This is a genomic window from Mycobacterium sp. NGS24, from assembly GCF_059813065.1.
In genome coordinates this window covers 26,518-52,096 of record NZ_JCALDW010000012.1, presented here as the reverse complement: position 1 = coordinate 52,096, position 25,579 = coordinate 26,518, and the positions used below count along the sequence as shown (strand labels likewise).

General features: G+C 65.7%; 28 protein-coding genes and 1 tRNA gene. 13 read left to right on the top strand and 16 right to left on the bottom strand.

Annotated features, from left to right (window positions below; translation table 11 throughout):
* Positions 1-92: 92 nt before the first annotated feature.
* The 5 genes from AC5Y6Y_RS16580 to AC5Y6Y_RS16560 all read left to right on the top strand — a co-directional run bounded on the left by AC5Y6Y_RS16580 (position 93) and on the right by AC5Y6Y_RS16560 (position 4,222).
* The gene (locus tag AC5Y6Y_RS16580) at positions 93-1,229 is read left to right on the top strand and encodes a glycoside hydrolase 5 family protein (protein ID WP_473138598.1); all 1,137 of its coding nucleotides are present in this window, start codon (positions 93-95) and stop codon (positions 1,227-1,229) included.
* Positions 1,230-1,360: 131 nt separating this feature from the next.
* Positions 1,361-1,561: a hypothetical protein gene (locus AC5Y6Y_RS16575; protein WP_463826081.1), complete on the top strand. Its 201-nt coding sequence runs from the start codon at positions 1,361-1,363 to the stop codon at positions 1,559-1,561.
* 10 nt (positions 1,562-1,571) lie between these two features.
* The gene (locus AC5Y6Y_RS16570) at positions 1,572-2,801 is read left to right on the top strand and encodes a cupin domain-containing protein (protein WP_473138599.1); all 1,230 of its coding nucleotides are present in this window, start codon (positions 1,572-1,574) and stop codon (positions 2,799-2,801) included.
* The gene (locus AC5Y6Y_RS16565) at positions 2,801-3,688 is read left to right on the top strand and encodes a ferredoxin family protein (protein WP_473138600.1); all 888 of its coding nucleotides are present in this window, start codon (positions 2,801-2,803) and stop codon (positions 3,686-3,688) included. The genes AC5Y6Y_RS16570 and AC5Y6Y_RS16565 overlap by 1 nt, the downstream gene beginning before the upstream one ends.
* Before the next feature lie 9 nt (positions 3,689-3,697).
* A complete protein-coding gene (locus AC5Y6Y_RS16560; protein ID WP_473138601.1) occupies positions 3,698-4,222 on the top strand; it encodes a hemerythrin domain-containing protein in 525 nt (174 codons plus the stop codon).
* Between the two features lie 152 nt (positions 4,223-4,374).
* Here the strand turns inward: AC5Y6Y_RS16560 and AC5Y6Y_RS16555 are convergent, their stop codons facing one another.
* The 4 genes from AC5Y6Y_RS16555 to AC5Y6Y_RS16540 form a co-directional block, all read right to left on the bottom strand.
* The gene (locus tag AC5Y6Y_RS16555) at positions 4,375-6,345 is read right to left on the bottom strand and encodes an SIMPL domain-containing protein (protein WP_473138602.1); all 1,971 of its coding nucleotides are present in this window, start codon (positions 6,343-6,345) and stop codon (positions 4,375-4,377) included.
* A 605-nt stretch (positions 6,346-6,950) separates the two neighbouring features.
* A tRNA-Ser gene (locus AC5Y6Y_RS16550) sits at positions 6,951-7,040 on the bottom strand.
* 29 nt (positions 7,041-7,069) lie between these two features.
* Entirely contained in the window at positions 7,070-7,537 is a 468-nt protein-coding gene (locus AC5Y6Y_RS16545) for a nucleoside deaminase (protein WP_473138603.1), read from the bottom strand.
* The gene (locus tag AC5Y6Y_RS16540; protein WP_463826123.1) at positions 7,534-8,055 is read right to left on the bottom strand and encodes a tRNA adenosine deaminase-associated protein; all 522 of its coding nucleotides are present in this window, start codon (positions 8,053-8,055) and stop codon (positions 7,534-7,536) included. The genes AC5Y6Y_RS16545 and AC5Y6Y_RS16540 overlap by 4 nt, the downstream gene beginning before the upstream one ends.
* 76 nt (positions 8,056-8,131) lie before the next feature.
* On the opposite strand from AC5Y6Y_RS16540, the gene AC5Y6Y_RS16535 reads away from it, so the two are divergent.
* Entirely contained in the window at positions 8,132-9,091 is a 960-nt protein-coding gene (locus AC5Y6Y_RS16535; RefSeq protein WP_463826124.1) for a prephenate dehydrogenase, read from the top strand.
* Here AC5Y6Y_RS16535 and AC5Y6Y_RS16530 read toward each other — a convergent pair.
* From AC5Y6Y_RS16530 to AC5Y6Y_RS16510, 5 genes are read right to left on the bottom strand one after another with little or no spacing between them, the layout of a single operon-like run.
* Entirely contained in the window at positions 9,054-9,608 is a 555-nt protein-coding gene (locus AC5Y6Y_RS16530) for a putative glycolipid-binding domain-containing protein (protein WP_463826419.1), read from the bottom strand. The two genes, AC5Y6Y_RS16535 and AC5Y6Y_RS16530, sit on opposite strands and share 38 nt — an antisense overlap.
* 46 nt (positions 9,609-9,654) lie before the next feature.
* Complete coding sequence (locus tag AC5Y6Y_RS16525; RefSeq protein WP_473138604.1) at positions 9,655-10,389, bottom strand: ABC transporter permease; 735 nt, start codon at positions 10,387-10,389, stop codon at positions 9,655-9,657.
* A complete protein-coding gene (locus tag AC5Y6Y_RS16520) occupies positions 10,386-11,054 on the bottom strand; it encodes an ABC transporter permease (protein ID WP_473138605.1) in 669 nt (222 codons plus the stop codon). The genes AC5Y6Y_RS16525 and AC5Y6Y_RS16520 overlap by 4 nt, the downstream gene beginning before the upstream one ends.
* Positions 11,054-12,145 carry an ABC transporter ATP-binding protein gene (locus AC5Y6Y_RS16515; protein ID WP_473138606.1) on the bottom strand — a complete coding sequence of 364 codons (1,092 nt, stop codon included), beginning with the start codon at positions 12,143-12,145 and terminating at the stop codon, positions 11,054-11,056. The genes AC5Y6Y_RS16520 and AC5Y6Y_RS16515 overlap by 1 nt, the downstream gene beginning before the upstream one ends.
* Positions 12,142-13,071: an ABC transporter substrate-binding protein gene (locus AC5Y6Y_RS16510; protein WP_473138607.1), complete on the bottom strand. Its 930-nt coding sequence runs from the start codon at positions 13,069-13,071 to the stop codon at positions 12,142-12,144. Before AC5Y6Y_RS16510 ends, AC5Y6Y_RS16515 begins: the two co-directional genes overlap by 4 nt.
* Before the next feature lie 72 nt (positions 13,072-13,143).
* On the opposite strand from AC5Y6Y_RS16510, the gene AC5Y6Y_RS16505 reads away from it, so the two are divergent.
* Positions 13,144-13,512, top strand: coding sequence for a LapA family protein (locus tag AC5Y6Y_RS16505; RefSeq protein ID WP_473138608.1), 369 nt, complete (start codon positions 13,144-13,146; stop codon positions 13,510-13,512).
* On the opposite strand, the gene AC5Y6Y_RS16500 is transcribed toward AC5Y6Y_RS16505, so the two are convergent.
* Together AC5Y6Y_RS16500 and AC5Y6Y_RS16495 are read right to left on the bottom strand one after the other, a co-directional pair.
* A complete protein-coding gene (locus AC5Y6Y_RS16500) occupies positions 13,509-14,555 on the bottom strand; it encodes a phosphotransferase family protein (protein ID WP_473138609.1) in 1,047 nt (348 codons plus the stop codon). The two genes, AC5Y6Y_RS16505 and AC5Y6Y_RS16500, sit on opposite strands and share 4 nt — an antisense overlap.
* A 76-nt stretch (positions 14,556-14,631) precedes the next feature.
* On the bottom strand, positions 14,632-15,240 hold the full coding sequence (locus AC5Y6Y_RS16495; RefSeq protein WP_473138610.1) for a histidine phosphatase family protein: 609 nt from the start codon (positions 15,238-15,240) through the stop codon (positions 14,632-14,634).
* Between the two features lie 82 nt (positions 15,241-15,322).
* Here AC5Y6Y_RS16495 and AC5Y6Y_RS16490 point away from each other — a divergent pair, with 82 nt between their 5' ends.
* From AC5Y6Y_RS16490 to AC5Y6Y_RS16470, 5 genes are read left to right on the top strand one after another with little or no spacing between them, the layout of a single operon-like run.
* Entirely contained in the window at positions 15,323-16,357 is a 1,035-nt protein-coding gene (locus tag AC5Y6Y_RS16490) for a phosphotransferase family protein (protein WP_473138611.1), read from the top strand.
* Between the two features lies 1 nt (position 16,358).
* Positions 16,359-17,123 (top strand): SDR family NAD(P)-dependent oxidoreductase, encoded by a 765-nt coding sequence (locus AC5Y6Y_RS16485; protein WP_473138612.1) that lies wholly within the window; start codon positions 16,359-16,361, stop codon positions 17,121-17,123.
* 16 nt (positions 17,124-17,139) lie between these two features.
* Positions 17,140-18,447: an acyl-CoA dehydrogenase family protein gene (locus tag AC5Y6Y_RS16480; RefSeq protein ID WP_463826134.1), complete on the top strand. Its 1,308-nt coding sequence runs from the start codon at positions 17,140-17,142 to the stop codon at positions 18,445-18,447.
* Positions 18,444-19,046 carry a TetR/AcrR family transcriptional regulator gene (locus tag AC5Y6Y_RS16475; protein WP_463826135.1) on the top strand — a complete coding sequence of 201 codons (603 nt, stop codon included), beginning with the start codon at positions 18,444-18,446 and terminating at the stop codon, positions 19,044-19,046. Before AC5Y6Y_RS16480 ends, AC5Y6Y_RS16475 begins: the two co-directional genes overlap by 4 nt.
* A complete protein-coding gene (locus AC5Y6Y_RS16470) occupies positions 19,046-20,017 on the top strand; it encodes an NADPH:quinone oxidoreductase family protein (protein ID WP_463826136.1) in 972 nt (323 codons plus the stop codon). Before AC5Y6Y_RS16475 ends, AC5Y6Y_RS16470 begins: the two co-directional genes overlap by 1 nt.
* A 70-nt stretch (positions 20,018-20,087) precedes the next feature.
* Here AC5Y6Y_RS16470 and AC5Y6Y_RS16465 read toward each other — a convergent pair whose 3' ends face one another.
* A complete protein-coding gene (locus AC5Y6Y_RS16465; RefSeq protein ID WP_473138613.1) occupies positions 20,088-21,962 on the bottom strand; it encodes an alkyl/aryl-sulfatase in 1,875 nt (624 codons plus the stop codon).
* Positions 21,963-22,114: 152 nt separating this feature from the next.
* On the opposite strand from AC5Y6Y_RS16465, the gene AC5Y6Y_RS16460 reads away from it, so the two are divergent.
* On the top strand, positions 22,115-22,591 hold the full coding sequence (locus tag AC5Y6Y_RS16460; RefSeq protein WP_463826138.1) for a lipoprotein LpqH: 477 nt from the start codon (positions 22,115-22,117) through the stop codon (positions 22,589-22,591).
* Here the strand turns inward: AC5Y6Y_RS16460 and AC5Y6Y_RS16455 are convergent.
* From AC5Y6Y_RS16455 to AC5Y6Y_RS16440, 4 genes are all read right to left on the bottom strand, one after another.
* A complete protein-coding gene (locus AC5Y6Y_RS16455) occupies positions 22,575-24,098 on the bottom strand; it encodes a sensor histidine kinase (RefSeq protein ID WP_473138614.1) in 1,524 nt (507 codons plus the stop codon). The genes AC5Y6Y_RS16460 and AC5Y6Y_RS16455 overlap by 17 nt on opposite strands.
* Complete coding sequence (locus AC5Y6Y_RS16450) at positions 24,076-24,780, bottom strand: response regulator transcription factor (RefSeq protein ID WP_463826420.1); 705 nt, start codon at positions 24,778-24,780, stop codon at positions 24,076-24,078. The genes AC5Y6Y_RS16455 and AC5Y6Y_RS16450 overlap by 23 nt, the downstream gene beginning before the upstream one ends.
* 155 nt (positions 24,781-24,935) lie before the next feature.
* Entirely contained in the window at positions 24,936-25,091 is a 156-nt protein-coding gene (locus AC5Y6Y_RS16445) for a DUF6131 family protein (protein ID WP_463826140.1), read from the bottom strand.
* 10 nt (positions 25,092-25,101) lie between these two features.
* On the bottom strand, positions 25,102-25,365 hold the full coding sequence (locus tag AC5Y6Y_RS16440) for a hypothetical protein (RefSeq protein ID WP_463826141.1): 264 nt from the start codon (positions 25,363-25,365) through the stop codon (positions 25,102-25,104).
* Positions 25,366-25,579 lie beyond the last annotated feature (214 nt).

Here is a 25,579-nt window from a genome sequence, read left to right as displayed (position 1 = left end):
AGATGACAGCGCGATAACAATTACCAACCGCAAAGTGTCGCACCCCGGTGGGCCGCACCCGACACACCGTCGCGGAAAACTACCGTCGCGTCGTGGACCGTCGAACCGCCCTCAAGCTGCCGCTTGCGCTGGCCGTGGGCACGGCTCTGGCTCGGGTACCGCGTGCCTCCGCCGAGGCTGGCCGCTGGCCGGCCGACCGTGCCCACAACTGGTATCAGGCACAGGGCTGGCTCGTCGGCGTCAACTACACCACCTCCACCGCCATCAACCAGCTGGAGATGTTCCAGGCGCAGACCTTCGACGCACGGCGCATCGACAACGAGCTGGCTGCGGCTCGTTTCTATGGGATCAACTCGGTGCGGGTTTTCCTGCACGACCAGCTGTGGGCGCAGGATCGACAGGGCTTCCAGACCCGGTTGGCACAGTTCGTCGGCATCGCGGCGCGCCGCGGCATCAAGCCACTCTTCGTGTTGTTCGACTCCTGCTGGGACCCGTTCCCCCGACTCGGTCGCCAGCGGGCGCCCACCCCTGGCGTGCACAATTCCGGCTGGGTGCAGAGCCCGGGCGCCGAACGCCTCGACGACCCCCGCTACTTCCCCGTGCTGCAGGACTACGTCACCGGGGTGTTGAGCCAGTTCCGCAACGACGACCGCATCCTGGGCTGGGACCTGTGGAACGAACCGGACAATCCCGCCCGTGAATACCGCAAAGTGGAACGCAAGGACAAACTGGACAAGGTTGCCGCGCTGCTGCCACAGGTATTCCGCTGGGCACGTGCCGTCGACCCGGCTCAACCGCTGACAAGTGGGGTGTGGCAGGGCAATTGGGGAGACCCCGGCAGCCGCAGCGCGATCGCCGGCATCCAGCTGGACAATGCCGACGTGATCACCTTCCACAACTACGGGTCGCCGTCCCAGTTCGAAGGCCGCATCACCGAACTCGCTCCCTTGGGGCGCCCGATCCTCTGCACCGAATATCTGGCGCGATCGCTGGGCAGCACCGTGGAAGGTGTGCTGCCCATTGCCAAGCGGCACAATGTGGGTGCGCTCAACTGGGGTCTGGTGGCCGGCAAGACGCAGACGTATCTGCCGTGGAGTTCCTGGGATCGACCGGTCACCACACCGCCGAAGCAATGGTTCGCCGACCTATTGCAGCCCAACGGTCGGCCGTTTGCCGATGGCGAGATGCAGCTGATCAAGAAGCTGGCCAGTGGGCAGAATCAAGAATGACCTTCTGGCCGATCATGGGTTTGACCGGCGCCGCGCGCGTGAACACCCCCTGATGCGTGGCCGCTGATAGGTTGCGACCGGCGCAAGCCAGCAACAGTCCGGCATTCCGGAATCAAGGAGAAGGGATCATCATGGCACTCGACGATGACGACATCACGACATCAGGCGGCGGTGGCGAAGGTACGGCCGACGGCGGCTCCAACCCCGAGGGTCACGACGGCGGCGCCGACGGGACTGCCGACGACTCCAAGGGCGAATCCGCGGGCGAAGGCCCAGCCGACGGCGGCTCCAACCCCGAAGGCCACGACGGCGGAGCCGACGGAACCGCCTAACCGTTAGTCGATGCTCAGTCGCTGCATAGCCACCGATGCTGGGTTGTTCGCAACCCAGTATTGGGGGCGCAGACCGTTGCTCAGCCGAGCTGATGCGTTGCCGCGTGACTTCAGCGATTTGCTGTCGCCGTCGGCAGTCGACGAGCTGATCAGCGAGCGCGGGGTGCGGACGCCGTTCATCCGCATGGCCAGGGCTGGTGACCTGCTCGCCCGTGGCTGTTATACCGGACCGGCCGGTTTCGGCGCCGAGATGCCGGACCAGGTGGATTCGGCAAAGGTACTGGCGGAGTTCTTATCTGGTGCAACCATCGTGCTACAGGGGTTGCACCGGCTGTGGCCGCCGCTGATCGACTTCGTGCGATCCATGGTCGACGATCTGGGTCACCCCGTGCAAGCCAACGCCTACGTGACCCCGCCGGGCAACCGCGGATTCGATCCGCACTACGACGTCCACGACGTGTTTGTCCTGCAGACGTCGGGCCGAAAGCACTGGACGGTGCACGAGCCCGTCCACCTGCACCCGCTGCCCTCCCAACCGTGGACCGATTACCGCGACGAGATCACCGCCCGAGTGGACGACGACCCGGTCATCGACACCGTCCTGGAAGCCGGCGATGCGCTTTACCTACCTCGAGGTTGGGTGCACTCCGCACAATCCGAGGACGCCACATCGATTCACATGACCATCGGGGTGTCCGCGCTGACACATCTCGACGTCGTCCGCGCGGTCGTCGACACCCTGGCCGGGGACAGCGAATTTCGAAGGTCGCTGCCGCTGGGTATCGACGCCACCAACCGCGATGAAATGGCGGCGACGACAAGCAAAGTCATGGCTGACTTGATCGACGTCATGCGGGATCGAGCTGGCGATCTGAGCGACGGTGCAGCTGTCCGACTGTCCGACCGGCACGCCGAACGGACCCGGCCTGCCGCGGTCCGGGTGCTTGCCAACATGGAGGCCGCGGAATCGGCCGGCGCGGTACCGGTTCGCTGGCGCCGCGGACTCGTCGGCACGCCGCGACTATCCGACGGCCGTGTTGTATTGCGGTTACCGGATCGGACCATGACCTTTCCCGAGTCGTGCGCCCCGGCAATCGAAGCGCTCCATCGTGGGCTGGTCGCCACCGATTCGCTACCCGGCCTCGACCGTGCGGACTCGATCGTATTGATCCGCCGTCTGCTGCGCGAGGCGGTATTGGTCCCAGTCGAAGGCAGTTCGACAGCACCACAACAGATTTGATGAGCACCCCGAAGCGGACACCGTGCAGCGACCAGTCGCTGCTACGCAACGACCCCATCTACGGCACTGCGGGCGCCGGACCTTCGTGGGCGATGCTCGAATTGTGCGGCGGCTGGGGTAAATCGGCATTCCTCGACTCGCCGGCAATCATCGATCGTGGACTCGGCCGCCAGATCTGCCGCCGCTTCGAGACAGCAGGCATGCGGGTCACCGCGATTCGTCGGCCGGGACGCCGTCCCGAGAAGCCGCGCTGGCGTTGGTTCATTGCACAGTGCGACGAAGGCAGCGAGGCCCTGTACCACGGGGAGGTGAACGAACCCGCCGAATACCTCGACATCGCGCTGGACGGTTCCGACGGCTCGTTGACCACCGGACCACTCGTCGCGGTGTGTGCACATGGCAAGCACGATCAGTGCTGCGCCGTGCGAGGCCGCGCCGCGGCGGCTACCATTGCGTCACAGTATCCCGAATTCACCTGGGAATGCTCGCATTTGGGTGGCGACCGGTTTGCGGCAACGATGCTGGTGTTGCCTGAGGGGCTCTGTTACGGACGGGTGGATTCGACCGACTCCGCCGGCTTGGTGGCGTTGTATCTCGACGGCCGGTTGGACCACAGGTACCTGCGCGGCCGCACCTGTCTGCCGCATGCCGTGCAAGCCGCGCAGTACTTCGCCCGGGAAGCGATCGGCGAGGACCGGATCAAGGCGTTGTCGCCACTGGGGATCGAACACAAAGAGGACGGAATTCATGTCGAGCTCGCAGGTGCGTCCGGGCCCGTGAAAGTTGTTCTCGCAGAACAGATGTCCGAGCCGCTGCTGTCGATGTGCAGCGCCTCGGTTCCCGGCGCGGTGCGCACATTCGTCCTGGTGTCGGTGCAGGCGGATTAGGCTGGCGCCATGGCGGACATCATCGACCTCGTTTACGCCGACCACGACTGGTTTCGTCGGCAGTTCTTCCGGCTCGACGACGCGAAGTCCCACGAGGATCTCGCCGCGATCTGGAATATTCTCAGCGCCCGCCTCGACGTTCATGCCGAAGCCGAGGAGGTGGTGTTCTATCCGGCGCTGCTCAAGCACGGCGGGCACGACCATCCCAGCAATCCGTCCGGGGACCCCGAGGACGAGACCGAAGACGCCATCACCGACCACAATGCGATCCGCGATGCGATCCGGCAGTCGCGCCAGCACGAGCCGGGCAGTGACGAATGGTTCGCCGCCGTCCACGAAGCCCGCGAACAGAACGGCAAACACCTCGAAGAAGAAGAGCGCGAGGCGATGCCGGACTTCATCAAGAGCGCTTCGCTCGAGTTGCGGCACGAGCTGGCCATGAAGTGGGCGCAGTTCATCGACGAGCACATGGGGACCTCGGGCGTCGGCAACCGGGAGAAAGACGCGGACGAGTACATCGAGAAGCATTCGTGAGGATCGAGGCAGCGATCTTGGGGCCGCATTCCGTTGCTGTCATCAGCGCGTTCTCGGCGTTCTTGTTGAGGTGCTGGATTGGGGACGTCGCAGTCCTGTTGGAACACGTGAGCTGGCGCATTCACATGGATCGCAACCCTTGTCAATAGTCGTTAGCTTTCGCGGGAAAGTTCGAATACCTCAGCCTTAATTGCCCAACGGTCATCGACCGGTTCAGCGGCCAGTAAGTCCCCGGCCACGCAGAGATGATCGCAGGGGTCCCATTTGACGCCTGCCCGATACGGAGAGACGAGCCTGTGTACTGCGCCCAATACCGCTCGACGTTGATCGAGGAGGCGGTACTCAATCTCAGCGGGATCTGCCGGAAGTTGCGTCGCGAGCCGCGCCGTGACATCGGGCAGGACTGCGGTATCGATGTGAGCCTGTAAGGCGCAAATCACCCCATCGAAGACTCCCTTCACCAGCCCACCCCAAACCGGCTGGCGATTGACCGGCGGCCGAAGCTTTACTCTGACAGCGAAGGGCGTCTCCGGCGCAGTTGGCGCAAACACTCTGACCTCGCCGCGGGCCAGCGCCAGCCATACTTGAGCCAGCTGCTTCTCGCCAGCGAACGCGCCTAGGTCAGTCCAGTCGAACGAGGCCACCGTTCGACCCTGCTGCCAGGTGTCGAAGGCGCCCGACCGAGGCGCGAGCGCATAGCGGTAACAAAACCGGTAAGGGGCACTATTTGGCGCCGCCGGCACCCCGGCGCCGTGCTCGAAGCGAATCCCATTTCTACCAGCGACTTTGAACGAATCAATGTAGTAGAGCAACACGTTCTCGATGTCGGCGTTGGGGAGCTTGGGACCGAAGAACGTGGCGTGCAGCAACTGTTCGGTCGACGGCTCGAGCTGTCGGCAGCGACTTCGAATCTCATCCCGCAGATCCTTTTGCCAGATTGGCAGGTGTTCGAAACGGATGTAGTCATCGGCCCAAGCTTGGACGACGGCCCCGTCGGTCGTAGGTCCAACAACCTCGCAGCGACCGTCGGGCACCGCGGCGCCTAGCATTTGCTCAGACGGCTTGATCGGACTAGGTGAGAGAGGCTGGCCCGCAGGAAGGCAGGTACCGCACCGCCCAATCGGTTGCCCCACCTGGCTGATCGCCCACCGGTCCAGCTCGGCCAGACGCTCCGCGCAAACCTTGACAAATGCCCCGGTCCACGCGCCACCATGTGGGTTCTCAACGCTAATGGTCCGGCAAACGGCCTTGTGCAACCTCGCTTGGGTCGCGCTGTGGCTGCGCGCGATGTTGATCACGTAGCCATTGGGGTTGGCGGCGAGCCAGCCCAAATAGCCGGAGTCGTCGTCCCGAAACTCACACACGTAGGCCTCAGCGCTGGCTTCGCACGCCAGTTCCGTCGACTCCGTGGCGTCAGCGTGCGAGCTCAACATGGTTGATGGCAATCCCTCGACGACGAATCGCGCATCGACTGAGGCCGCGACCTCGATGTCTTGTGGCACCAGTTCGAATCCGGGTTCCTGAACGGCCTGTCCCCGTCCGGCCCTCGCCACGGTGTAAAGCTGCCCATTGCTTGAGTCGGGATACAGGTTCGCACCCAACATTCCGGCGTCAGCGATCGCAACGGGGGCGATCGTGCCGAGTCCGAGAACATCCGCATATAACTGGGCGCGCGCAACGGCGTCATGGACGGCCTGCTCGCGGACCTGACGGGTCAGCTCATCGCGTCGTTTCGCCGTCAAAGCCCACTCGATGTGAGTGACACGAAATCCTTCGGTGTTAGTGGCGTGCTCACCGACCCAACTCGACAGCGCGGCGAAGTCGCAGAACTTGACCTCGATGGCGACACTGGCGTGATGCACGAGCGGCAACTGTTCACCGTCCTGATTCCACGGCTGGGTAGACCAGGTGCGCAAACGCTCGGCGGACCACCAGGTGACCGTAGGGCTATCGCCGTCCTTAAGAGATGCCACTGACTTCTGCACGACGTCCAGGTCACGTACCACCCGCCTGTACACCGGTTCCATCGACGGACCCTCGTAGCTGATCGAGGCGTGAACAGTGCCTCGCTCCGGTGGCCGGGACGCCGCGAAGTACCCGCGAACCATAATTTCGGTAGCCATGGCGGTCAGCGTAGCGTCGACCACTGACACGGTCAGGCAAATCTGCGACAGCGGCTGTTGAGCTTGTTGGCGAAAAGCGTTGGCGTACAACAGAAATGTATCCGCGCCGCAATGTCGGCCGACGTGACGTCCTGGCCCTGCGATGGATGTTCGGGCACAGTCCACAAAGGTCACGTTCTGTCGGCGGCAACTGAATACTGACCACTGCGCGACAAGTGTGAGGCTAGCAGGATCGCGAATAGATCGGCGGGACAACGGTCTTACAGGACCATGCGGGACGGTTACTGAGTTCCTACTCGACTTCCATCAGGTGCCTCAGCGAATATTTGATGGGGGTAGCGCTCTGCACTATCGAGCCTTCTGGCGCAGCCGGCTCTGACCACAACTCTTCGCGCGTCGCATCTCGTTGAAGGCAAGATCAATGTCGTGTGGCATGCATCCACAGCGCGACATCGATTCGGCGGAGAAGGCTCATTTCGACAGGCCTCGACGCGGGTGGCACAAGTTAGATCGTCTCTATTCACGCCAAAGTGTGGCCGCACCAGCGTCGCGTGGACCATCAGCAAACCCAACAAAATCTAGCTGGACATACAGCGCACAGCTGTTGGCGGTGGCGGAGGGATTTGAACCCTCGGACGGTTTTAGCCGTCACACGCTTTCGAGGCGTGCTCCTTAGGCCGCTCGGACACGCCACCGCCGAGCAGCTTACCGAACTATCCGCGTCTCACCCCAATCGCTGGCGAGCGAAGAATTCCTCGAGCGGCGCGGCGCACTCGTCGGCAAGCACTCCCCCGCGGACCTCTGGGCGGTGATTGAGTCGGCGATCACGGACTACGTCCCACAGCGAGCCGACTGCGCCGGTCTTGGGCTCCCAGGCGCCGAACACCAGCCGGCCCACCCGGGCCAGCACCAACGCACCGGCGCACATGGTGCACGGTTCGACCGTCACCGCAAGGGTCGCGCCCGCCAACCGCCAGCCGTCGCCCAGAACCGCAGCGGACGCCCGCAACGCCAGCACTTCGGCGTGCGCGGTGGGATCACCTAGTGCCTCGCGCGCATTGACGGCCTGCCCTAACAACGTGCCGTCAGCACCGACTACCACGGCGCCGATCGGGACATCGCGAGGCCCGGCCGTCGCAGCCACCGCCAACGCGGCCCGGATCAACGACTCGTCGGAAACGGGAACTTTCACCGACCGAGACGGTCGATCACCGCAGACAGCTGCTCCGCGAACCCCATCTCCCGGGCAATCCGCCCCAACTGCTCGTCGGCGTAGAGATCGGTCTCGTCGAGGATCACGCCGAGCACCGCCTCGGGCAGTCCGACGTCGGACAGCAAGCCCAGGTCACCCTCGGCGAACGGGTCGGCATCCTCGAGGTCATCCGGATCGATATCGGCGTCCAGGCTGTCGAGCACCTCGTCGGCGATGTCGTAATCCAGGGCCGCGGTGGCGTCCGACAGCAACAACCGGGTCCCCGAGGGGGCCGGGCGCACGATGACGAAGAACTCGTCGTCGACGTCGAGCAGCCCGAACACGGCGCCGGAGCTGCGCAGTTCACGCAACTCGGTCTCGGCCGCCGACAGACTGGTCAGCGATTTGGCACCCATCGCCGAACAATGCCACCGTCCTTCTTCACGCACGACCGCAACGCCGAAGCCGTCCGGAACGTCCGAGGACGGGCCTGCTGCTGAAGCCCGTTGTGCTCCCATGGGCGCTTACGCTAGTCCCCGACCTGTCTCCCTGGCCAGACGAAGCCCGGTCGGGCGGTTGTGCCAACCTTGGACTGTGAGTGGGACACCGGTTTGTGTACTCGGCCTGGGTCTGATCGGAGGGTCGATTGTGCGGGCCGCCGCGGGCGCGGGCCGCGAGGTCTTCGGTTACAACAGGTCCGTGGCGAGCGCCGCCGGCGCTCGCGCCGACGGATTCGATGCCAGCACCGACCTCGGCGACGTGTTGAGGCGCGCAGCGGACAGCAATGCGCTGATCGTGCTGGCCGTCCCGATGCCCGCGCTGCCGAGCATGCTCGCCCATATCAAGGCGCTGGCCCCCGACTGCCCGTTGACCGACGTCACCAGCGTCAAGACCGCGGTGCTCGACGAAGTAGCCAAAGCCGGCCTGTCGGACCGGTTCGTCGGCGGGCACCCGATGACCGGTACCGCGCACTCGGGATGGGCCGCCGGACACGGCGGGCTGTTCAACCGGGCGCCGTGGGTGATCAGTGTGGACGACCACGTCGACCCCGCGATCTGGTCGACGGTGCTGACCCTCGCCCTGGACTGCGGCGCGGTAGTGGTGCCCGCCAAGTCCGACGAGCACGACGCCGCCGCCGCCGCCATCTCGCATCTGCCGCACCTACTTGCCGAGGCGCTGGCCGTCACCGCGGCCGAAGTGCCGTTGGCTTTCGCGCTGGCAGCGGGCTCGTTCCGGGATGCGACCCGGGTCGCGGGCACCGCCCCGGACCTGGTGCGCGCCATGTGCGAGGCCAACACCAGCCAATTGGTGCCGGCGACGAGCCGGATCATCGAGTTGCTCGGCCGCGCCCGCGACTCGCTGGCAGTCAACGGCTCGGTCGCCGACCTGGTCAACCAGGGTCACGCCGCGCGCACCCGCTACGAGAGCTTCCCGCGCTCCGACATCGTCGCCGTCGTCGTCGGCGAAGAGAACTGGCGTCAGCAGCTGGCCGCGGCCGGCCGAGCCGGTGGCGTGATCAGATCCGCTCTGCCAACCCTGGATAGTCCACAATGAACCCGTCGGCGTCGACGGTCACTGTGGTGTTGGCCACCGGCGACCGAAGTTTGATGCCGTCCAGTCGGCCCTCGCTGGCGTAGCTCACGGTCGCCGCGTCAACCGACATGTCCGGCACGTTGACATAGACCATCGGCAACGCGATCACTTCCGCGTTCTGGTGGATGCCGAGACGGCGGATCGGCAGCGCGTTGAAGAACGGACTGAACACCAGGTCGACGTCGAGGGCGCCGTTGTAACCGGCCCGCTTCTCGCCCTGATGGTCGGTCACCAACCACATGTTCTCTTCGTCACGTGCGATGGCGAGCTGGCGCTCCCGCTCGGCCAGCGTGACGGTGAGCCCGAGCCGTTTGGTGGCCCCCGACTCGTCGGTCTGCAATTCGTAGTACGCACCGAACGCCGGACTGGTTTCGGTAGCCGCGGCCACAATGCGGCCATTGGCTTTGATTCGCTTGCCGGACAACTGAATTCGTACTGATTCCATGCGCGAACAATCCTGGGCACGCCAGGTCAACATCGCCGTCAAAGCGCGCGAAGGTTCCGAAGGGGCTGCGTTCACCCTTCTACCGTAGGACCTCCGGGGGAGCCGCGACACGTTTGTCACCAACTGCGGTGTCAATTCGGTCGGTGGGCCTGCTCAGCCGCCCGCTGCCCGGGGCGGAGGCCCATGCCGCGACCGCCAGCAGGCCGTCCAGGAACAACGCCAGCGCAGCCACCAGCACCGCACCGACCAACGCCGTGTGAAATTGCCGCTCCTGGATGCCGTGGATCAGATAACGGCCCAGTCCCCCCAGGCTCGCGTACGCCGCGACCGTCGCGGTCGCCACCACCTGCAGGGTGGCGTTGCGCAGTCCGCCCAGGATCAGCGGCAGGGCATTGGGTACCTCGACGCGCAGCAGCACCTGCGATTCGGTCATGCCCATCGCGCGAGCGGCATCGACCACCAGCGGGTCGACGCTGGCGATGCCGGCATAGGTGCCGGCCAGCAGCGACGGGATGCCCAGCAGCATCAGCGCGACGATCGGTGGCCCCAGCCCCAGACCGAACATCAGTACACCCAGCAGCAGTACGCCCAGCGTCGGCAGCGCCCGTAACCCGTTGACCGCACCCACGATCAGCACCTGCCCGCGGCCGGTATGCCCGATGATCAGCCCGACCGGGATGGCGAGGACCGCTGATGCCGCCACCGCCAGGGCGGTGTACTCGAGGTGCTCACCGATGCGGGCGGCCACCCCGGTGGGGCCGGCCCAGTTGCCGGCCGTCGTCAGGAACGACCAGGCCTGTCCGATGAAGTTCACCGGGCACCTCCCACGATCGGCCCGGTGATGCCACGATCCCGCTCCCACGGGGTGAGCAACCGGCCGCTCACGGCGATCAGCGCGTCGACGACCACCGCCAGCACGAACATTGCGATGATGCCGGCCACGATCTGATCGCTCTTGTTGGTCTGGAATCCAGCCGTGAACCACGTGCCCAGACCGCCGATGCCGATCACCGAACCCACCGACACCATCGCGATATTGGTCGCCACCACCACCCGCAAACCGGCCACCAGGACCGGGATGGACAGCGGCAGTTCAACTTTCACCAACCGGGCGATCGGCGCATAGCCGACTGCGATCGCCGCGTCGCGCACCGGGCCCGGCACCGCGTCGAGCGCCTCGAGCACGGCGCGCACCATCAGCGCGGTGGTGTACGCACTCAGCGCGACCATCACGTTGGCCTCGTCGAGAATTCGGGTGCCGATGATCAACGGCAACACCACGAACAGCGCCAGGGACGGGACGGTGAAAATCACGCTGGCCGCCGCGGTGGTCAACCGCCGCGGAATCGGGGCGCGCTGCACCGCCAACCCCAGCGGCACCGCGATCGCCAGCCCGATCAGCACCGGGACCAGCGACAGTCGCAAGTGGATCACGGTGAGCGCCCACGCGGAGTCCAAGTGCGTCAGCAGGTAATGCATCAGGCCCGCCGGAGCGCTTCGGCCGCGGCCAGCACATCGGTGGCCAGGACGCCGCCGATCACCCGGCGTGCCTCATCGACGGTGACACCTACCGACGCCGGCGAGGACAGCGCCGCATCCAGCGCCTGGCTGAGATCGCCGCCGCGGTGAAACACCGACCCGACCGACGTCATGGCGTGGGCCAGCGGTAGCCCGTCGCGGTGCCGGCGCAATCCGTCGGCGTCGAGCCAACCCTTCGGTGTCCCGTCGTCGACGACCAGGACCCAGCCGTCCGGCGGTTCGGCACGGGCGAGCTCGCCGGTGGTGATCAGTGCGATGTCATGCACGGGCAGCCCGGTCGCGTCCAGGAGTTGCAGCCAGCGGTACCCCCGGCCGGTGCCGAGGAATTTCGAGACGAACTCGTTGGCCGGGCGTGCGAGCAACTGCGCCGGCTCGGCATACTGCTGCAGCACGCCACCGGAGCCGAACACCGCGACCCGGTCGGCCAGCCGCAGCGCCTCATCGATGTCGTGTGTGACGAAGACGATGGTCTTGCGCAATTCGCCTTGCAGCCGCAGTATTTCGTCCTGCAGGGTGTGCCGCACCACCGGGTCGACGGCAGAAAACGGCTCGTCCATCAACAGGATCGGCGGGTCGGCGGCCAGGGCGCGCGCCACCCCGACGCGCTGCTGTTCCCCGCCGGAGAGCTGGGCCGGATACCGGTTCGCGAGTTGGGGATTCAGACCGACGCGTTCGAGCACCTCGTAGGCGGCGGCGCGGGCGGCCTTGCGCGACTGCCCGTTGAGCACCGGCACCGTCGCGACGTTGTCGATCACCCGCTGATGGGGCAACAAACCCGCGTTCTGGATGACATAGCCGATCCCGCGGCGCAACTGCACCGGGTTGACCGCCGACACGTCGGCACCGTCCACGGTGATGGTGCCCGAAGTGGGCTCGATCATCCGGTTGATCATGCGCAGCGCCGTGGTCTTGCCGCAGCCCGACGAACCGACGAAGACGGTGAGCTTGCCGACAGGCGCGTCCAGGGTCAACCGGTCGACGGCAATGGTGCCACCGGCGAATTGCTTGCTGACATCGTCGAATCTGATCATCGGCTGCCGATGGGGTGATCGAAGCCGTTGTCCTTCAGCCAATTTCGTGCTGCTTGATCCGGGTCGACGCCGCCGTTGCCGGATACGGCTGCGTTGAGTTCGGCGATGCCCTGGGTGGTGAGCTTGGCCGACACCGCATCCAGGATGTTCTTGAGCCGGTCGGACTTCTGCCGCGAATTCATCAGCGGCACAATGTTGCCGGCCAGAAAGTTGTGCTCGGGATCCTCGAGCACCACCAGATGATCCTGCAGCACGGCCGGGGAGGTGCTGAAGATGTTGGCGGCCGTCACGGTGCCCTCGACCAGGGCACGCACCGTCACCGGACCGCCACCGTCGTTGATGGTCACGAAATTGCCTGCGCTGATGTCGAGTCCGTATTTCTGCTTCAGTCCCGGCAGTCCGGCCGGGCGGGTGGCGAATGCCGACGGCGCCGCGAACCGCACCTCGGCGGAATGCGCGGCCAGATCTGCGATGGTTTTGAGGTGCCACTTCGCCGCGGTCGCAGCGGTGACGGTGACAGAGTCGGTGTCGGAGGCCGGCGCCGGGGCGAGGATCGACAGGTCCCCGGGCAGGCGTCGGTACAGCTCTAATTCGACGGCGTCCAGGACCGTCGCCTTGGAGTTCGGCTCGAAATAGAGCAGCAGATTGCCGACGTACTCCGGCACCAGGTCCACGGAATGGTCCTTCAGGGCCGGGATGTATGTCTCGCGACTGCCGATACCCATCCGCCGTCCGACCTGAAAACCATTGGCCTGCAACGCTTGCGCATAGATCTCAGCAACGATCTCGGACTCGGGGAAATCGCCGGACCCCACTACGATAGACGTCGGGCCGCCCGCACCCGACCCGAACGGGTCCGGATTGCTGCAGGCAGCGACCAGGCACAGCACTGCCGCGACAAGTGCTACGCGGCGCAGCAGTCTCACCGTGCCGACACTATCCAAGTTTTCCCGCGTGGTTTGGTTTCAATCCGCGTGGAAGGGGAGAAAGATGTAGACATGAGCAGCAACCCTCCCGGCTCGGCGCCCTTCGACAAGAAGGCGTCCGGTGAGCCGCCGGCGCTAACCCCGGAAGAGCGATCCCGTCCGCTACCCAAGGACAGTGCCTCCCGGTTCACCCGCGCCGGCGCTCTGTGGACGTCGCTATTCATGGGCTTCCTGGTCCTGATCCTGTTGCTGATCTTCGTCACCCAGAACATCGAGCCCGCGTCGTTCACCTTCCTTGGCTGGCATTGGAGCCTGCCCAAGGGGGTGGCCCTGCTGCTGGCGGCTGTCGCCGGCGGACTGCTCACGGTGGCCGTCGGCACCGCGCGCATCTTGCAGTTGCGCCGCGCGGCCAAGAAAAACCTGACCGCCGGCATCCGCTAACTCAGCCGGGCGATCTCCGCCAGTCCGCGAGAGATCAGCGGCGCCACCACTTCGGGTGCGTCGTCGACACTGTCCCGGCCGTCGGCCTGCTCAGACATCCGCCGCCGGAAATCGATACCGGCGGCGATGATTGCCAGCTTGAAGTAGGCCAACGCCATGTAGAACTCCCACGGTCCCAGCGAACGCCCGGAGACCAGTGAATACCGGTCGGCCAGCTCGTCGGCGGTGGGCAACAATGGCGACGTCCACGCCGCCTGCGTGTCGATGATCAGGTCCAGCGCGGGGTCGCGGTAGACGCACATCAGGGCGGCGTCGCTGATCGGATCGCCCAGCGTCGACAGCTCCCAGTCCACCACCGCCCGAACGATGGTGGGATCGTCGGCGTCCAGGATGGTGTTGTCGATCCGGTAGTCGCCGTGCACGATCGAGGTCCGACTCTGCTGCGGGATAGCTTGCTGCAGAGCCGAATGCAGCCGCGAGACGTCGCCGTCGCGGCGGTCGTCGGGCAGCCGGACCAACTCCCACTGCGAACCCCACCGTCGCACTTGGCGTTCCAGGTAACCGTTCGGTTTTCCGAAGTCGCCCAACCCGACTGAGGCCGGGTCGACGTTGTGCAGGTCGACCAGGACCCGGATCAGCGCGTCGACGCAACCGTCGATGGCGCGGCGGCCGAGCGACTCGAGTTGGGTGCGCCGCCGCACCACCTGCCCGGCAACGAATTCCACGACCTGAAAGGGTGCGCCCAGCACCGACTCGTCCTGACACAGCCCGATCGTGCGCGCCACCGGCACCGGAGTGTCCTGCAGCGCGGCCACCACCTTGAACTCGCGGTTCATGTCGTGCGCGGAGGGGGTCAGCCCGTGCAGCGGCGGGCGCCGCACCAGCCAGCTCGTCGCGTCGTCGTAGACGCGGAAGGTCAGATTGGAACGTCCACCGGAGATGAACTCGCCACGCAGCTCACCGTCGCGTGCGATGCCGAGCGAACACAGATACCCGTCCAGCGCGGCCAGGTCCAAGCCGTCGAGGCGGTCCACCGAAGTCACCGAACTTGTTTACCACGCCTCACCATTGCCTATTGGTTCACTCCTCCGCAGGCCGCACCCAGCCTGCATCGTCGTATCACCACCGCTGATTCCGCGGCAGCAAATCCCACACGTGCTCGGTGCCGTTGACCGCCGCGACGGTCGCCTGGCCGGTCCGGGAGAACAACAGCCGGCTCACCGAGGCGTAATCGATCGGGAACGACAACAACCGAGCCGTGCCCAGCACCTCGTGCAGCACCACGTTGATCACCCCACCGTGGCTGAACGCCGCGACGGTCTCCTCCGGGTCGGCCGTAGCGACCAGATCGTCGATTGCCGACCGGACCCGGGCGCGAAACGCGTCCTCGTCGACGCCACTGGGCAGGTGGCCCCGGGACATGCGCGCCCACTCGTCGGGGAACTCGGTACGAATCTGCTCGACCGGAATGTAGGACTGCAGGTCGCGGTCGTACTCAGCCAACCGGTCGTCGATATCGACCTTCAGCTCGCGGGCCTGCGCGACGGGATCGGCGGTCTGGATCGCGCGGCGCTGCGGACTGCTCACCACCCTGGCGATCGGAAATCGGGCCAGCGCCTCCGGCAGCCGTGCCACCTGCTGAAATCCGGTCTCGGACAACTCCGGATCAGAACCTTCGCCATGATCGCTACGCAGCGGCAACGCGTGCCGGACCAGGAGCAGTTGCATGGCTCAACCCTTACACGATGGCACTGGCCGCTTCGGTGCAGCGCGGAGAATGCTATTCTCCCTACGGAGATTGGGGTGTGCGATGACGGCGAGCAGAACTGAATTGGACACCGGCGTGCTGGGTCGTTGGCTCGATACGAATCAGGCGCCCGGCCATGGGGTGGAACCAGTGCTGGAGCAGCTGGGCGGTGGCTCGCAGAACACCCTGTACCTGGTGCAGCGCGGTCCCGAGCGCATGGTGCTGCGCATGCCCGGCCCGCGCGCCGACGCCGCGCGTATCGACGGACTGGTGCGCGAGATCCGGTTGGTGCGGGCGCTGAACGGCACCGACGTGCCGCACGCGGAACTGATCGCCGCCGACGAGACCGGATCGGTGCTCGGCATGCCGTTCTACCTGATGCGCGCGATCGACGGGTGGAGCCCGATGGACGGCGGCTGGCAGGCGCCGTTCGACCACGACCTGACTGCCCGGCGTGAACTGGCGTTCCAACTGGTCGAGGGCGCCGCACGGCTCGGACGGGTGGACTGGCGCGCGCAGGGTCTGGACGGTTTCGGCCGCCCGGACGGTTTCCACGAGCGGCAGGTCGACCGGTGGCTGAGCTTTCTCGACGCCTACAAGGTGCGCGACTTGCCGGGCCTGGACGAAGCGTCGGAGTGGTTGCGCCGCAATCGACCCGCGCATTACCCGGCCGGCATCATGCACGGTGACTATCAATTCGCCAACGTGATGTTCGCGCACGGAGAGCCGGCCCGGCTGGCCGCGATCGTGGACTGGGAGATGACCACGGTCGGTGACCCGTTGCTGGACCTGGCCTGGGCATTGCTCGGCTACGACGGTGAGCAACCCCGTTCGGACGGCTTCTATCTGGATATGCGGGGCATGCCGACCCGCAGTGAGCTCTTGCAGCACTACGAGTCGATCAGCGGATTGTCCACCGAGAACATCGACTACTACCTGGTACTGGCGAACTGGAAGCTGGGCATCGTGCTGGAAAAGACATATGCGGCCGGGGTGCGGACCGGAAAAGTCGATCCGAAGATCAAAGACGCGTTCGGGGCGATGATCCCCCAGCTGATCGCCACCGCGGCAGAGCTGGCGCGGTCGAGCGGGAGGTGAAATGAGTTACGCCGAACAGCTTTTCGACTTGACCGATCGGGTAGTGCTGATCACCGGCGGCAGCCGTGGCCTGGGCCGCGAGATGGCCTTCGGCGCGGCGCGATGCGGCGCCGAAGTGGTGATCGCCAGTCGCAACATGGACAACTGTGTGGCCGTCGCCAAAGATATCGAGTCCCAGACCGGTCGCACCGCCCTGCCGTACCAGGTGCACGTGGGCCGCTGGGACCAACTCGACGGGCTCGTCGAGGCGACGTACGACGCTTTCGGCAAGGTCGACACGCTGATCAACAACGCCGGCATGTCGCCCCTGTACGACAAGCTCACCGATGTCACCGAGAAACTGTTCGACTCGGTGATCAACCTCAATCTCAAAGGGCCGTTTCGCCTTTCAACACTGGTAGGGGAACGGATGGTGGCTGCGGGCAGTGGTTCGATCATCAATGTGAGCACCGCCGGGTCGTTGCGTCCGACACCCGACATCGTTCCGTACGCCTGCGCCAAAGCCGGGCTCAACGCGATGACCGAGGCGCTGGCGAAGGCGTTCGGCCCGTCGGTGCGGGTCAACACACTGATGGCCGGGCCGTTCCTGACCGACGTCAGCAAGGCGTGGAATCTGGATCAGGCGACGCGCAACCCGTTCGAGCACCTTTCCCTCAAACGTGCCGGCGATCCGACTGAAATCGTCGGTGCCGCACTGTTTCTGGCCTCCGACGCGTCGAGTTTCACCACCGGCTCGATCGTGCGGGCCGACGGCGGCATCCCCTAACGAGAGGAAGATTCGTATGTCGTGGGACTTTTCCACCGAACCGGAATTCGAGCAGAAGCTGCACTGGGTGCGCGACTTCGTCCGCGACGAAGTCGAACCCCTGGAAGTGTTGTTCCCGGGCTGCGAATTCCTGCCACTCAACGAGGAGCGGCGCCGGATCGTCGATCCGCTCAAGCAGCAGGTTCGCGACCAGGGGTTGTGGGCCCCGCATCTGGGGCCGGAGCTGGGCGGGCAGGGCTTTGGCGCCGTCAAGCTGACGTTGATCAACGAGATCCTCGGACGCAGCCCCTGGGCGCCGATCATTTTCGGCACCCAGGCGCCCGACACCGGCAACGCCGAAATCATCGCGCGCTTCGGCACCCCCGAACAGAAGGACCGCTACCTGCAGGGTCTGCTGTCCGGGGAGATCTTCTCCTGTTTCTCCATGACCGAGCCGCAAGGCGGCGCCGATCCGCGGGTGTTCACCACACGGGCGGTGCGTGACGGCGAAGACTGGGTGATCACCGGACGAAAGTTCTTCTCCTCCAACGCATCGGTGGCATCGTTCTTCATCGTCGTCGCCGTCACCGACCCCGATGTACCGGTCCACCACGGCGCGTCGACCTTCTTGATCCCGGCCGGCACCCCGGGACTGACCATCGAGGCCAACCACCACCTGGTCGGATCGGACCCGCACGAGCCGGGGCATTCCCTGGTCCGTTACGACGACGTGCGGGTCGGGCCGGAGGCGCTGCTGGGCGAGGCCGGACAAGGCTTCCTGATCCTGCAAACCCGGCTGGCCGGTGGTCGGCTGCACCACGCGATGCGGTCGCTCGGCGTTGCCCACCGCGCGGTCGAGATGATGTCGCGCCGCGCGAAAAGCCGCTTCACCCAAGGCAGTCTGCTCGCCGACAAACAACTGGTGCAGGAGTTCGTCGCCGACTCCTACACCGAGTTGATCCCGTTCCGACTGACCGTCCTGCACGCGGCGTGGCTGATCGACACCGGGGACGAGCGGGCCGCCCGCGCCGAGATCGCGGCCTGCAAGATCCTGGCCTCCCAGGTACTGAAGTCCATTGCGCTGCGCGCCATTCAGGTACACGGCGCACTGGGACTCAGTGACCAGCTGCCGCTGGTGAACGCGTTGCTCGGTGGGATCGCACTCGGCCTGGCCGACGGACCCACCGAGGCGCACAAGGTGAACCTGGCGCGGATGCTGCTCAAAGGCTACGACGCCGAAGACGGTGAGTGGCCCAGCGAGATGCTGCACGTGCGCCGCGAGGCCGCGCTGAAGAAGTACGCCGACCTGATCGATCGCGTTCCCGCGCTGCCCGATTCGCCGTGAACACCAGAGCCGTGGCGGCCGTCGAACGCGCTCTCGACGACCGGCAACGCGGCGCCACCGAGGAAGTGGAGCGCATCCTGGCCGCCGCCGTGCGGGTGATGGAACGCGTCGCACCGGATCCGCCCCGCGTCAGCGACATCGTGGCCGAAGCGGGCTCGTCGAATAAGGCGTTCTACCGCTACTTCGCCGGGAAGGACGATCTGATCCTGGCCGTGATGGAGCGTGGGGTGGGGCTGGTGGTGTCCTATCTCGACCATCAGATGGCCAAGGAATTGCGCCCACAGGACAAAGTGACCCGTTGGATCGAGGGGACCCTGGCCCAGGTCGCCGATCCGCACCTGATCAGCATGAGTCGCGCGGTCACCGGGCAGCTGTCCAGCTGGCACGTCGCCGACCAGGAGCTGATGCGGCCACTGCGCGACCTGCTCGTCGAACCGGTCACCGCTCTGGGCAGCGCCGACGTCGATCGCGACGTCGAGGCCGTCTACGGTTGCACGGTGGCGATGATGCGGCGGTATGTGGGATCCTGCGACCGGCCGGGCCATGCGGACATACAGCACCTTTCGCGGTTCTGCCTGCGCGGGCTCGGGGTCGGTTGATGCGCGCGATCGTCTGCCGCGCGTACGGCCCGCCCGAAGACCTGGTGCTGTCCGACATGCCGGACCCGGTTCCGGCGCCTGGTCAGCTGTTGGTGCGGGTGCACTCGGCGGCGGTGAACTTTCCGGACGTGCTGTTCGTCGCCGGCAAATACCAGATCAAAATCCCGCCACCGTTCATACCGGGCAACGAGATTGCCGGCGAAGTGGTAGCGGCCGGCCCCGGTGCAGCATCGCGTCCGGGACAACGGGTGTTCGGCACCACGTTCGGAGCGTTCGCCGAACTGGCGTTGCTGGAAGAAGCTATTGCGGAACCGATTCCCGATGGCGTCGACTTCGATTCCGCAGCGGCGTTCGGCGTGACATACCGCACCGCCTATCACGCACTGCGTTCGGTGGCCGAGGTGACGACAGGTGATTGGGTGGTGGTGCTCGGCGCGGCCGGTGGGGTGGGCCTGGCTGCTGTCGATCTGGCGGTGGCGATGGGGGCACGCGTGCTGGCGGCGGCGTCGAGTCCGGCGAAGCTGGCGTTGTGCCGGGAGCGCGGCGCCGAAGCCACCGTCGACTACGACAACGAGGACCTCAAGCTGCGTATCCGCGAACTCACCGGGGACAACGCGCGCGTCGTCCTCGATCCCGTCGGGGGATCGTATGCCGAGCCGGCCCTGCGCGGTCTCGCCCGGGGTGGCATGTTCGTCACGCTCGGCTACGCGGCAGGCTCCATCCCGGCCATTCCGCTCAACCTGGTGATGCTCAAAAACGTGACGGTCCGCGGCATGGAAATCCGCACGTTCGCCGACGATTACCCACAGCAGTGCGCGCGCGACATCGCTGAGCTGTCAAAGTTGTTCGCCGACGGCAAGATTCGTCCGTACATCGGCGCGCGGTTCCCGTTGGCCGATACCGCGGCCGCCTTGCGCTACGTCGCCGACCGCAAGGTGCTGGGCAAGGTGATCATCGACGTCGCCGACTAGGCGTTGACCCTGCGGCTATGGCGGTGAGGTTCGAGCAGCCCACGCCACCAGCGCAGGATGACAAGCGTTGTTACGGCGTGACGATGTTGAAATTCGGGTCGGGCGCATCGAGGACCTCGATCAGCGACTGCAGCGCCGTCTGGTCACCGGACAGTTCCAAGCCCGGCGACGTGAAGTCACCGGTCGCGACCAGCAGCAGTCGAATCTTGTTGGCCAGCTTGACCGTAACGTTCGCAGAGGCGGGATCGGCGGACACCTGGCGATGTACCAGCACCCCGTTGCGCAGGGCCAGCCGATAATTCGTGTTCGAATCGGCGAACGTGACGTCGATGGACAGATCGAGGTCCCAGCTGCGCGGACCGTTCACCCGGATGGCCAGGCCGTCGAAGACCTGCTCGGGCGTCAACTGAGACAACAGGGTCGGCGAGGTGACCTGGCCGGCGGTGCCGAATTTGCCGACCCGCAATTCGGTGGCGCCACTGAGGAAGAAATTGCGCCATGTCGCATTCTCCGCGCCGTAGCCCAACTGTTCCAACGTGTCCGCATACAGCTCCCGCGCGGGCCCGTGCTGCTCGTCGGTGAACATCGCGTGGTCGAGTAGCGTTGCCGCCCAGCGAAAATCACCGGAATCGAAGGCGGACCTTGCCAGTTCCACCACCCGGTCGATGCCACCGAGCGCCTCGACGTAGCGGGGTCCCAGCGCCTCGGGCGGATGTGGCCACAGCCGGCCGGGGTTGCCGTCGAACCAGCCCATGTAGCGCTGGTAGACGGCTTTCACGTTGTGGCTGACCGAGCCGTAGTAGCCCCGCGCATGCCAAGCGTGCTCCAAAGCCGGCGGCAGCTGGAATATTTCGGCGATCTCGACGCCCGTATAACCCTGATTGAGCAACCGCAATGTCTGGTCGTGCAGGTAGGCGTACAGATCGCGTTGCAGCGACAGGAACTCGATGATGTGCTCCCGCCCCCACGTCGGCCAATGGTGGGAGGCGAACACCACCTCGGCGCGATCGGCGAAGGTGTCGATCGCTTCGGTGAGATACCCCGACCAGGCGCGTGGATCGCGGACCAGTGCCCCGCGCAGCGTCAGCAGGTTGTGCAGGTTGTGGGTGGCGTTCTCGGCCATGCACAGCGCACGGAATTGCGGGAAATAGAAGTGCATTTCGGCCGGCGCCTCGGTGCCGGGCGCCATCTGGAACTCGATCTGCACCCCGTCGATGGTGTGCGTCTCCCCCGTGGTCCGGATATCGATCGTCGGGACGATCAGGGCCACCTCGCCGGTCGAGGCAACCTGTCCGAGACCACACCCCACCTGCCCCAGCGGACCCCGGTCCAACAACGCGCCGTACATATACGTCGCCCGACGCAGCATCGCCGGACCGGCGTACACGTTCTCCTGCACGGCATGTTCGGTGAAGCCTTCGGGCGCCAGGATGGCCACCTTGCCGGCGTCCACGTCGGCCTGCGAGGTGACACCGAGTACACCGCCGAAGTGGTCGGCGTGGCTGTGGGTGTAGATCACGGCGACGACGGGCCGGTCCCCACCACGGTGCGTGCGGTACAGCTGCAGCGCCGCAGCGGCGGTCTCGGTAGAAATCAACGGATCGATGACGATGACACCGGTGTCGCCCTCGATGAAGCTGATGTTGGAGATGTCCAGTCCGCGGACCTGATAGATGCCCGGCACCACTTCGTAGAGGCCCTGTTTGGCGGCCAGTGTCGATTGGCGCCACAGGCTGGGGTGCACCGACACCGGTGCCGAGTCGGTCAGGAATGAATAGGCGTCGTTGTCCCACACCACCCGGCCGTCGGCGGCTTTGACCACGCACGGTGATAGTGCGGCAAGGAATCCGCGGTCGGCGTCGTCGAAATCCCTTGAGTCGTGCCATGGTAGGGAATGTTTGCCATGCGCCGCTTCAATGGTTGCGGTCGGGGGTTTGTGGTCCACCGTCTCCACCTTGCCACTAGTGCGATTCCACCGGAAGTGCCCGCATGCAGTGCCGATTTTCCTGAGTTGCTAGACCTCAGCTCCGGTTAAGCCGCATACTGCCGAAGCGGTCTTCAACCACGAGGGTCGCTACGACGAGCAAAGGAGCTCAGGTGAAGCGTGGACTGACGGTCGCGGTGGCGGGGGCGGCCATTCTGGTCGCGGGTCTTTCGGGGTGTTCGGATGACAAGCCGAAATCGAGTGGTGGATCCTCCAGTTCGGCTGCAGCCAGCGGAGGCGCCAGCGCCTCCGGGACCAAGGTGCTGATCGACGGGCAGGACCAGCACGTCACCGGCACAACTCTGTGCACCACGGCGGGTGGCACCGTCAACATCGCGATCGGCGGATCGGCGACCGGCATCGGCGCGGTCCTCTCCGACGCCAATCCCCCTGAGGTGAAGTCGGTTGCGCTCGGCAATGTCAACGGCGTGTCGCTCGGGTACGCCCCCGGCACCCCGGACGCCAAAGCCGAAGCCACCAAGAACGGCAACGCCTACAAGATCAGCGGCACCGCCACCGGAGTGGACATGGCCAACCCCATGGCACCGGTCAAGAAGTCCTTCGAAATCGACGTCACCTGCTCGGGCTGACGGGCTGAGCTGAGGACGCGGGCGGTTGCCGACCATTAACCGGCAACCGCACCGCGAACTCGGTACGACCGGGCGAGCTGTGCACGGTGATCATCCCGTTGTGCGCTTTGACGACGGCGGAGACGATCGCCAGGCCCAGCCCGGTGCTGCCGCCCTTCCGGGAACGCGAGGTATCGCCGCGCACGAACCGCTCGAACACCTCGGTCTGCTGCGCCGCCGGAATGCCGGGCCCGTTGTCGATCACCTGCAGCAGCGTGTGCGTCGGCTCAGTGCTCAACCGGGTGGTGACGACGGAGCCGGCGCCGGTGTGCACGCGGGCGTTGGCCAGCAAATTCGCCAGTACCTGGTGCAACCGCGCCTCGTCGCCGATGACCACCACCGGTTCGGGCGGCAGATCCAGTTCCCATTGGTGATCCGGGCCAGCGATGTGGGCGTCGCTGACCGCGTCGACGGCCAGCCGGGACAGATCCACCGGTTCGCGTTCCAGGGGTCGGCCGGAGTCCAGCCGCGCCAGCAGCAACAGATCCTCCACCAGGCGGGTGATCCGTTCGGTCTCCGATGCGACTCGGCTCATGGCGTGTGCCACCGCTTCGCGGTCGTCCCCCATCCGCTGCGCCAGCTCGGTGTAACCACGGATCGCGGCCAGCGGGGTACGCAGTTCGTGACTGGCGTCGGCAACGAACTGGCGCACCCGGGTCTCGCTGGCCTGCCGCGTCGACAGTGCAGCGGAGATGTGGTCGAGCATGCGGTTGACCGCCGACCCGAGCTGGCCGACTTCGGTGTCCGGGTTGGCGTCGGGCTCGGGCACCCGCACCGGCAATTCGACTTCGCCCCGGTCCAGCGGCAGGTCGACGACCTCGGTCGCGGTCTGCGCGACCCGTCGCAGCGGCGCCAGCGCCCGCCGGATGATCATCACCCCGGCGGTGGTCGCGGCGACCAGCGCAACGAAGGTGAGCACGCCGAAGATGACCAGCATCCGTAGTTCGGTGGCATCGATGTTGGCCATCGACAGGCCGGTGACGATCACGTCGGCCCGGTTTCGGCTCGGAGCCGCCACCACCCGGTAGCGGCCCAGTCCGTCGAGGTCCAGCGTCACCGGCGAGCGGCTACCGGCAATCTGTTCCAGTTGGTGTTTCGCGGTCGCGGACAGCGCGGCCCGCGCACCGCTGCTGGTCAGGTATCCGGCGTCCACCGTGGTGCCGTCGCTGACCACGGCGGCGACCATGCCGGCCGGCTGGCCCGGCGCGTCGAGAAATCTGGGTCCGGGCCCGGTTTTGACGTAGCGGGGTTCGTGACGGCGCGGCGGCTCGGGGTAGAGCAGCGAGGAGCGGTAGGAGGTGCCGCTGAGCTGACTGTCGAGTTGGGCCAGCAGGTGGTGCCGTAACGCGAGTTCGGTTGCCGCGGTGATGCCGACGCACACCATGGCCAACACGGCCACCTGTCCGACCAGCAGCCGCAGCCGCAGCGACCAGACCCGGGGCCGTCTAGCGCGCCGGCTTGAGGACATACCCCGCGCCGCGCAATGTGTGGATCATGGGTTCGCGACCATTGTCGATTTTCTTGCGCAGATAGGAGATATAGAGCTCGACGATGTTGGACCGACCGCCGAAGTCGTAGCTCCACACGCGGTCCAGGATCTGCGCCTTACTCAACACCCGCTTGGCGTTGCGCATCATGAAGCGCAGCAGCTCGAATTCGGTGGATGTCAACGAGATCGGCTCGCCGGCGCGGGACACTTCGTGGCTGTCCTCGTCGAGGACGAGATCGCCCACCACCAGCTGGGCACCGCTGTCGACCGTGGTGACGCCGGTGCGCCGCAGCAGCGCACGCAGCCGCAGCACCACCTCCTCGATGCTGAACGGTTTGGTGACGTAATCGTCTCCGCCAGCGGTCAATCCGGCGATTCTGTCCTCCACCGCGTCCTTGGCCGTCAGCAGCAGCACCGGCAGGCGCGGATTCTCTTCGCGCAACTTGCGCAGCACTTCCAGGCCACTCATGTCGGGCAGCATCACGTCGAGGACCACGACGTCGGGACGTTCGGTGCGAGCGGTAGCGAGGGCGGTCGTGCCGTCCCCTGCGGTGGCGATATTCCAGCCCTCGTAGCGCAGGGCCATCGACACCATCTCCGCGAGAACAGGTTCGTCGTCAACCACCAGCACGTTGACCGGTTGGCCGTCGGCGCGGCACATGACAACGCGCTCGGTGGAAGTTCGGGGGGAGGCCACGGCTTCCAGTATCCGCACAACCCACTAGGGCGGCGCTATGGCCGCACTGTGTGTCGGCTGTGAAACAAGACGGTCGCGTGACCGCACCAGCGATCACGCGACCTTCGGGAAATGACTGATTAGTACCAGTTGCGCCGTCCGGCTACCGGCCGGCCCACCGAACCCATGGCCCACATCACCGCACCGATGACCAACAGCACCACGCCCAGCATCGCCAATAAATGCACGTTGAAGACAAATCCCAGAATGAGCAAGATAGCGCCCACGACAATCATGATGATTCCTTTACATAGAGGGGATGTGGTCAATTGCTTGCATCGCACTCGGCTGCGGTAAACGCGGGGTGCGGCAGTCAGTTACTTTCGGATTTACTCCCATGTAATTCAGCGGACCCGCAATCACCGTTACCGCAACGGTTCCCGCTGACGCACAGCTGGTGGCCTCGCCTTTGAAGTAGTCGCGCTGCCAGGCCGCGAGGACTCCGATGAGCAGCCACACCAGCACAATTGCACCGAGAATTCCGCGACCGCGCACCATAATTTCCTCCATTGATCCCGAAACCAATTTCTGTGTGATGAGCGTTACCCGTTGGACCTGTGTCTAAACATGAAAGGCGGCGTGGCGGAGTACTATCCGGACTGCTCGGCAAGCCACCTGGCAGCCCGCCTTTCGACGGGCGAGACAGCACGTGTCCGCGGCCAGCCCAGGTAATTCGGTGACGCCGATTTCAGGCAGCCAATTGGCTCGGACACGCACCGACGGA

Coding starts and splice junctions, on each gene's coding strand:
- AC5Y6Y_RS16530 (WP_463826419.1), bottom strand. CDS start 9,608: ATGTTGACCTGGCGTGCCCAGGATTGTTCGCGCATGGAATCAGTACGA.
- AC5Y6Y_RS16575 (WP_463826081.1), top strand. CDS start 1,361: ATGGCACTCGACGATGACGACATCACGACATCAGGCGGCGGTGGCGAA.
- AC5Y6Y_RS16480 (WP_463826134.1), top strand. CDS start 17,140: ATGTCGTGGGACTTTTCCACCGAACCGGAATTCGAGCAGAAGCTGCAC.
- AC5Y6Y_RS16485 (WP_473138612.1), top strand. CDS start 16,359: ATGAGTTACGCCGAACAGCTTTTCGACTTGACCGATCGGGTAGTGCTG.
- AC5Y6Y_RS16520 (WP_473138605.1), bottom strand. CDS start 11,054: ATGCATTACCTGCTGACGCACTTGGACTCCGCGTGGGCGCTCACCGTG.
- AC5Y6Y_RS16470 (WP_463826136.1), top strand. CDS start 19,046: ATGCGCGCGATCGTCTGCCGCGCGTACGGCCCGCCCGAAGACCTGGTG.
- AC5Y6Y_RS16565 (WP_473138600.1), top strand. CDS start 2,801: ATGAGCACCCCGAAGCGGACACCGTGCAGCGACCAGTCGCTGCTACGC.
- AC5Y6Y_RS16445 (WP_463826140.1), bottom strand. CDS start 25,091: ATGATTGTCGTGGGCGCTATCTTGCTCATTCTGGGATTTGTCTTCAAC.
- AC5Y6Y_RS16560 (WP_473138601.1), top strand. CDS start 3,698: ATGGCGGACATCATCGACCTCGTTTACGCCGACCACGACTGGTTTCGT.
- AC5Y6Y_RS16555 (WP_473138602.1), bottom strand. CDS start 6,345: ATGGCTACCGAAATTATGGTTCGCGGGTACTTCGCGGCGTCCCGGCCA.
- AC5Y6Y_RS16515 (WP_473138606.1), bottom strand. CDS start 12,145: ATGATCAGATTCGACGATGTCAGCAAGCAATTCGCCGGTGGCACCATT.
- AC5Y6Y_RS16540 (WP_463826123.1), bottom strand. CDS start 8,055: ATGGGAGCACAACGGGCTTCAGCAGCAGGCCCGTCCTCGGACGTTCCG.
- AC5Y6Y_RS16450 (WP_463826420.1), bottom strand. CDS start 24,780: ATGTGCCGCGCCGACGGCCAACCGGTCAACGTGCTGGTGGTTGACGAC.
- AC5Y6Y_RS16490 (WP_473138611.1), top strand. CDS start 15,323: ATGACGGCGAGCAGAACTGAATTGGACACCGGCGTGCTGGGTCGTTGG.
- AC5Y6Y_RS16440 (WP_463826141.1), bottom strand. CDS start 25,365: ATGGAGGAAATTATGGTGCGCGGTCGCGGAATTCTCGGTGCAATTGTG.
- AC5Y6Y_RS16570 (WP_473138599.1), top strand. CDS start 1,572: ATGCTCAGTCGCTGCATAGCCACCGATGCTGGGTTGTTCGCAACCCAG.
- AC5Y6Y_RS16455 (WP_473138614.1), bottom strand. CDS start 24,098: ATGTCCTCAAGCCGGCGCGCTAGACGGCCCCGGGTCTGGTCGCTGCGG.
- AC5Y6Y_RS16495 (WP_473138610.1), bottom strand. CDS start 15,240: ATGCAACTGCTCCTGGTCCGGCACGCGTTGCCGCTGCGTAGCGATCAT.
- AC5Y6Y_RS16505 (WP_473138608.1), top strand. CDS start 13,144: ATGAGCAGCAACCCTCCCGGCTCGGCGCCCTTCGACAAGAAGGCGTCC.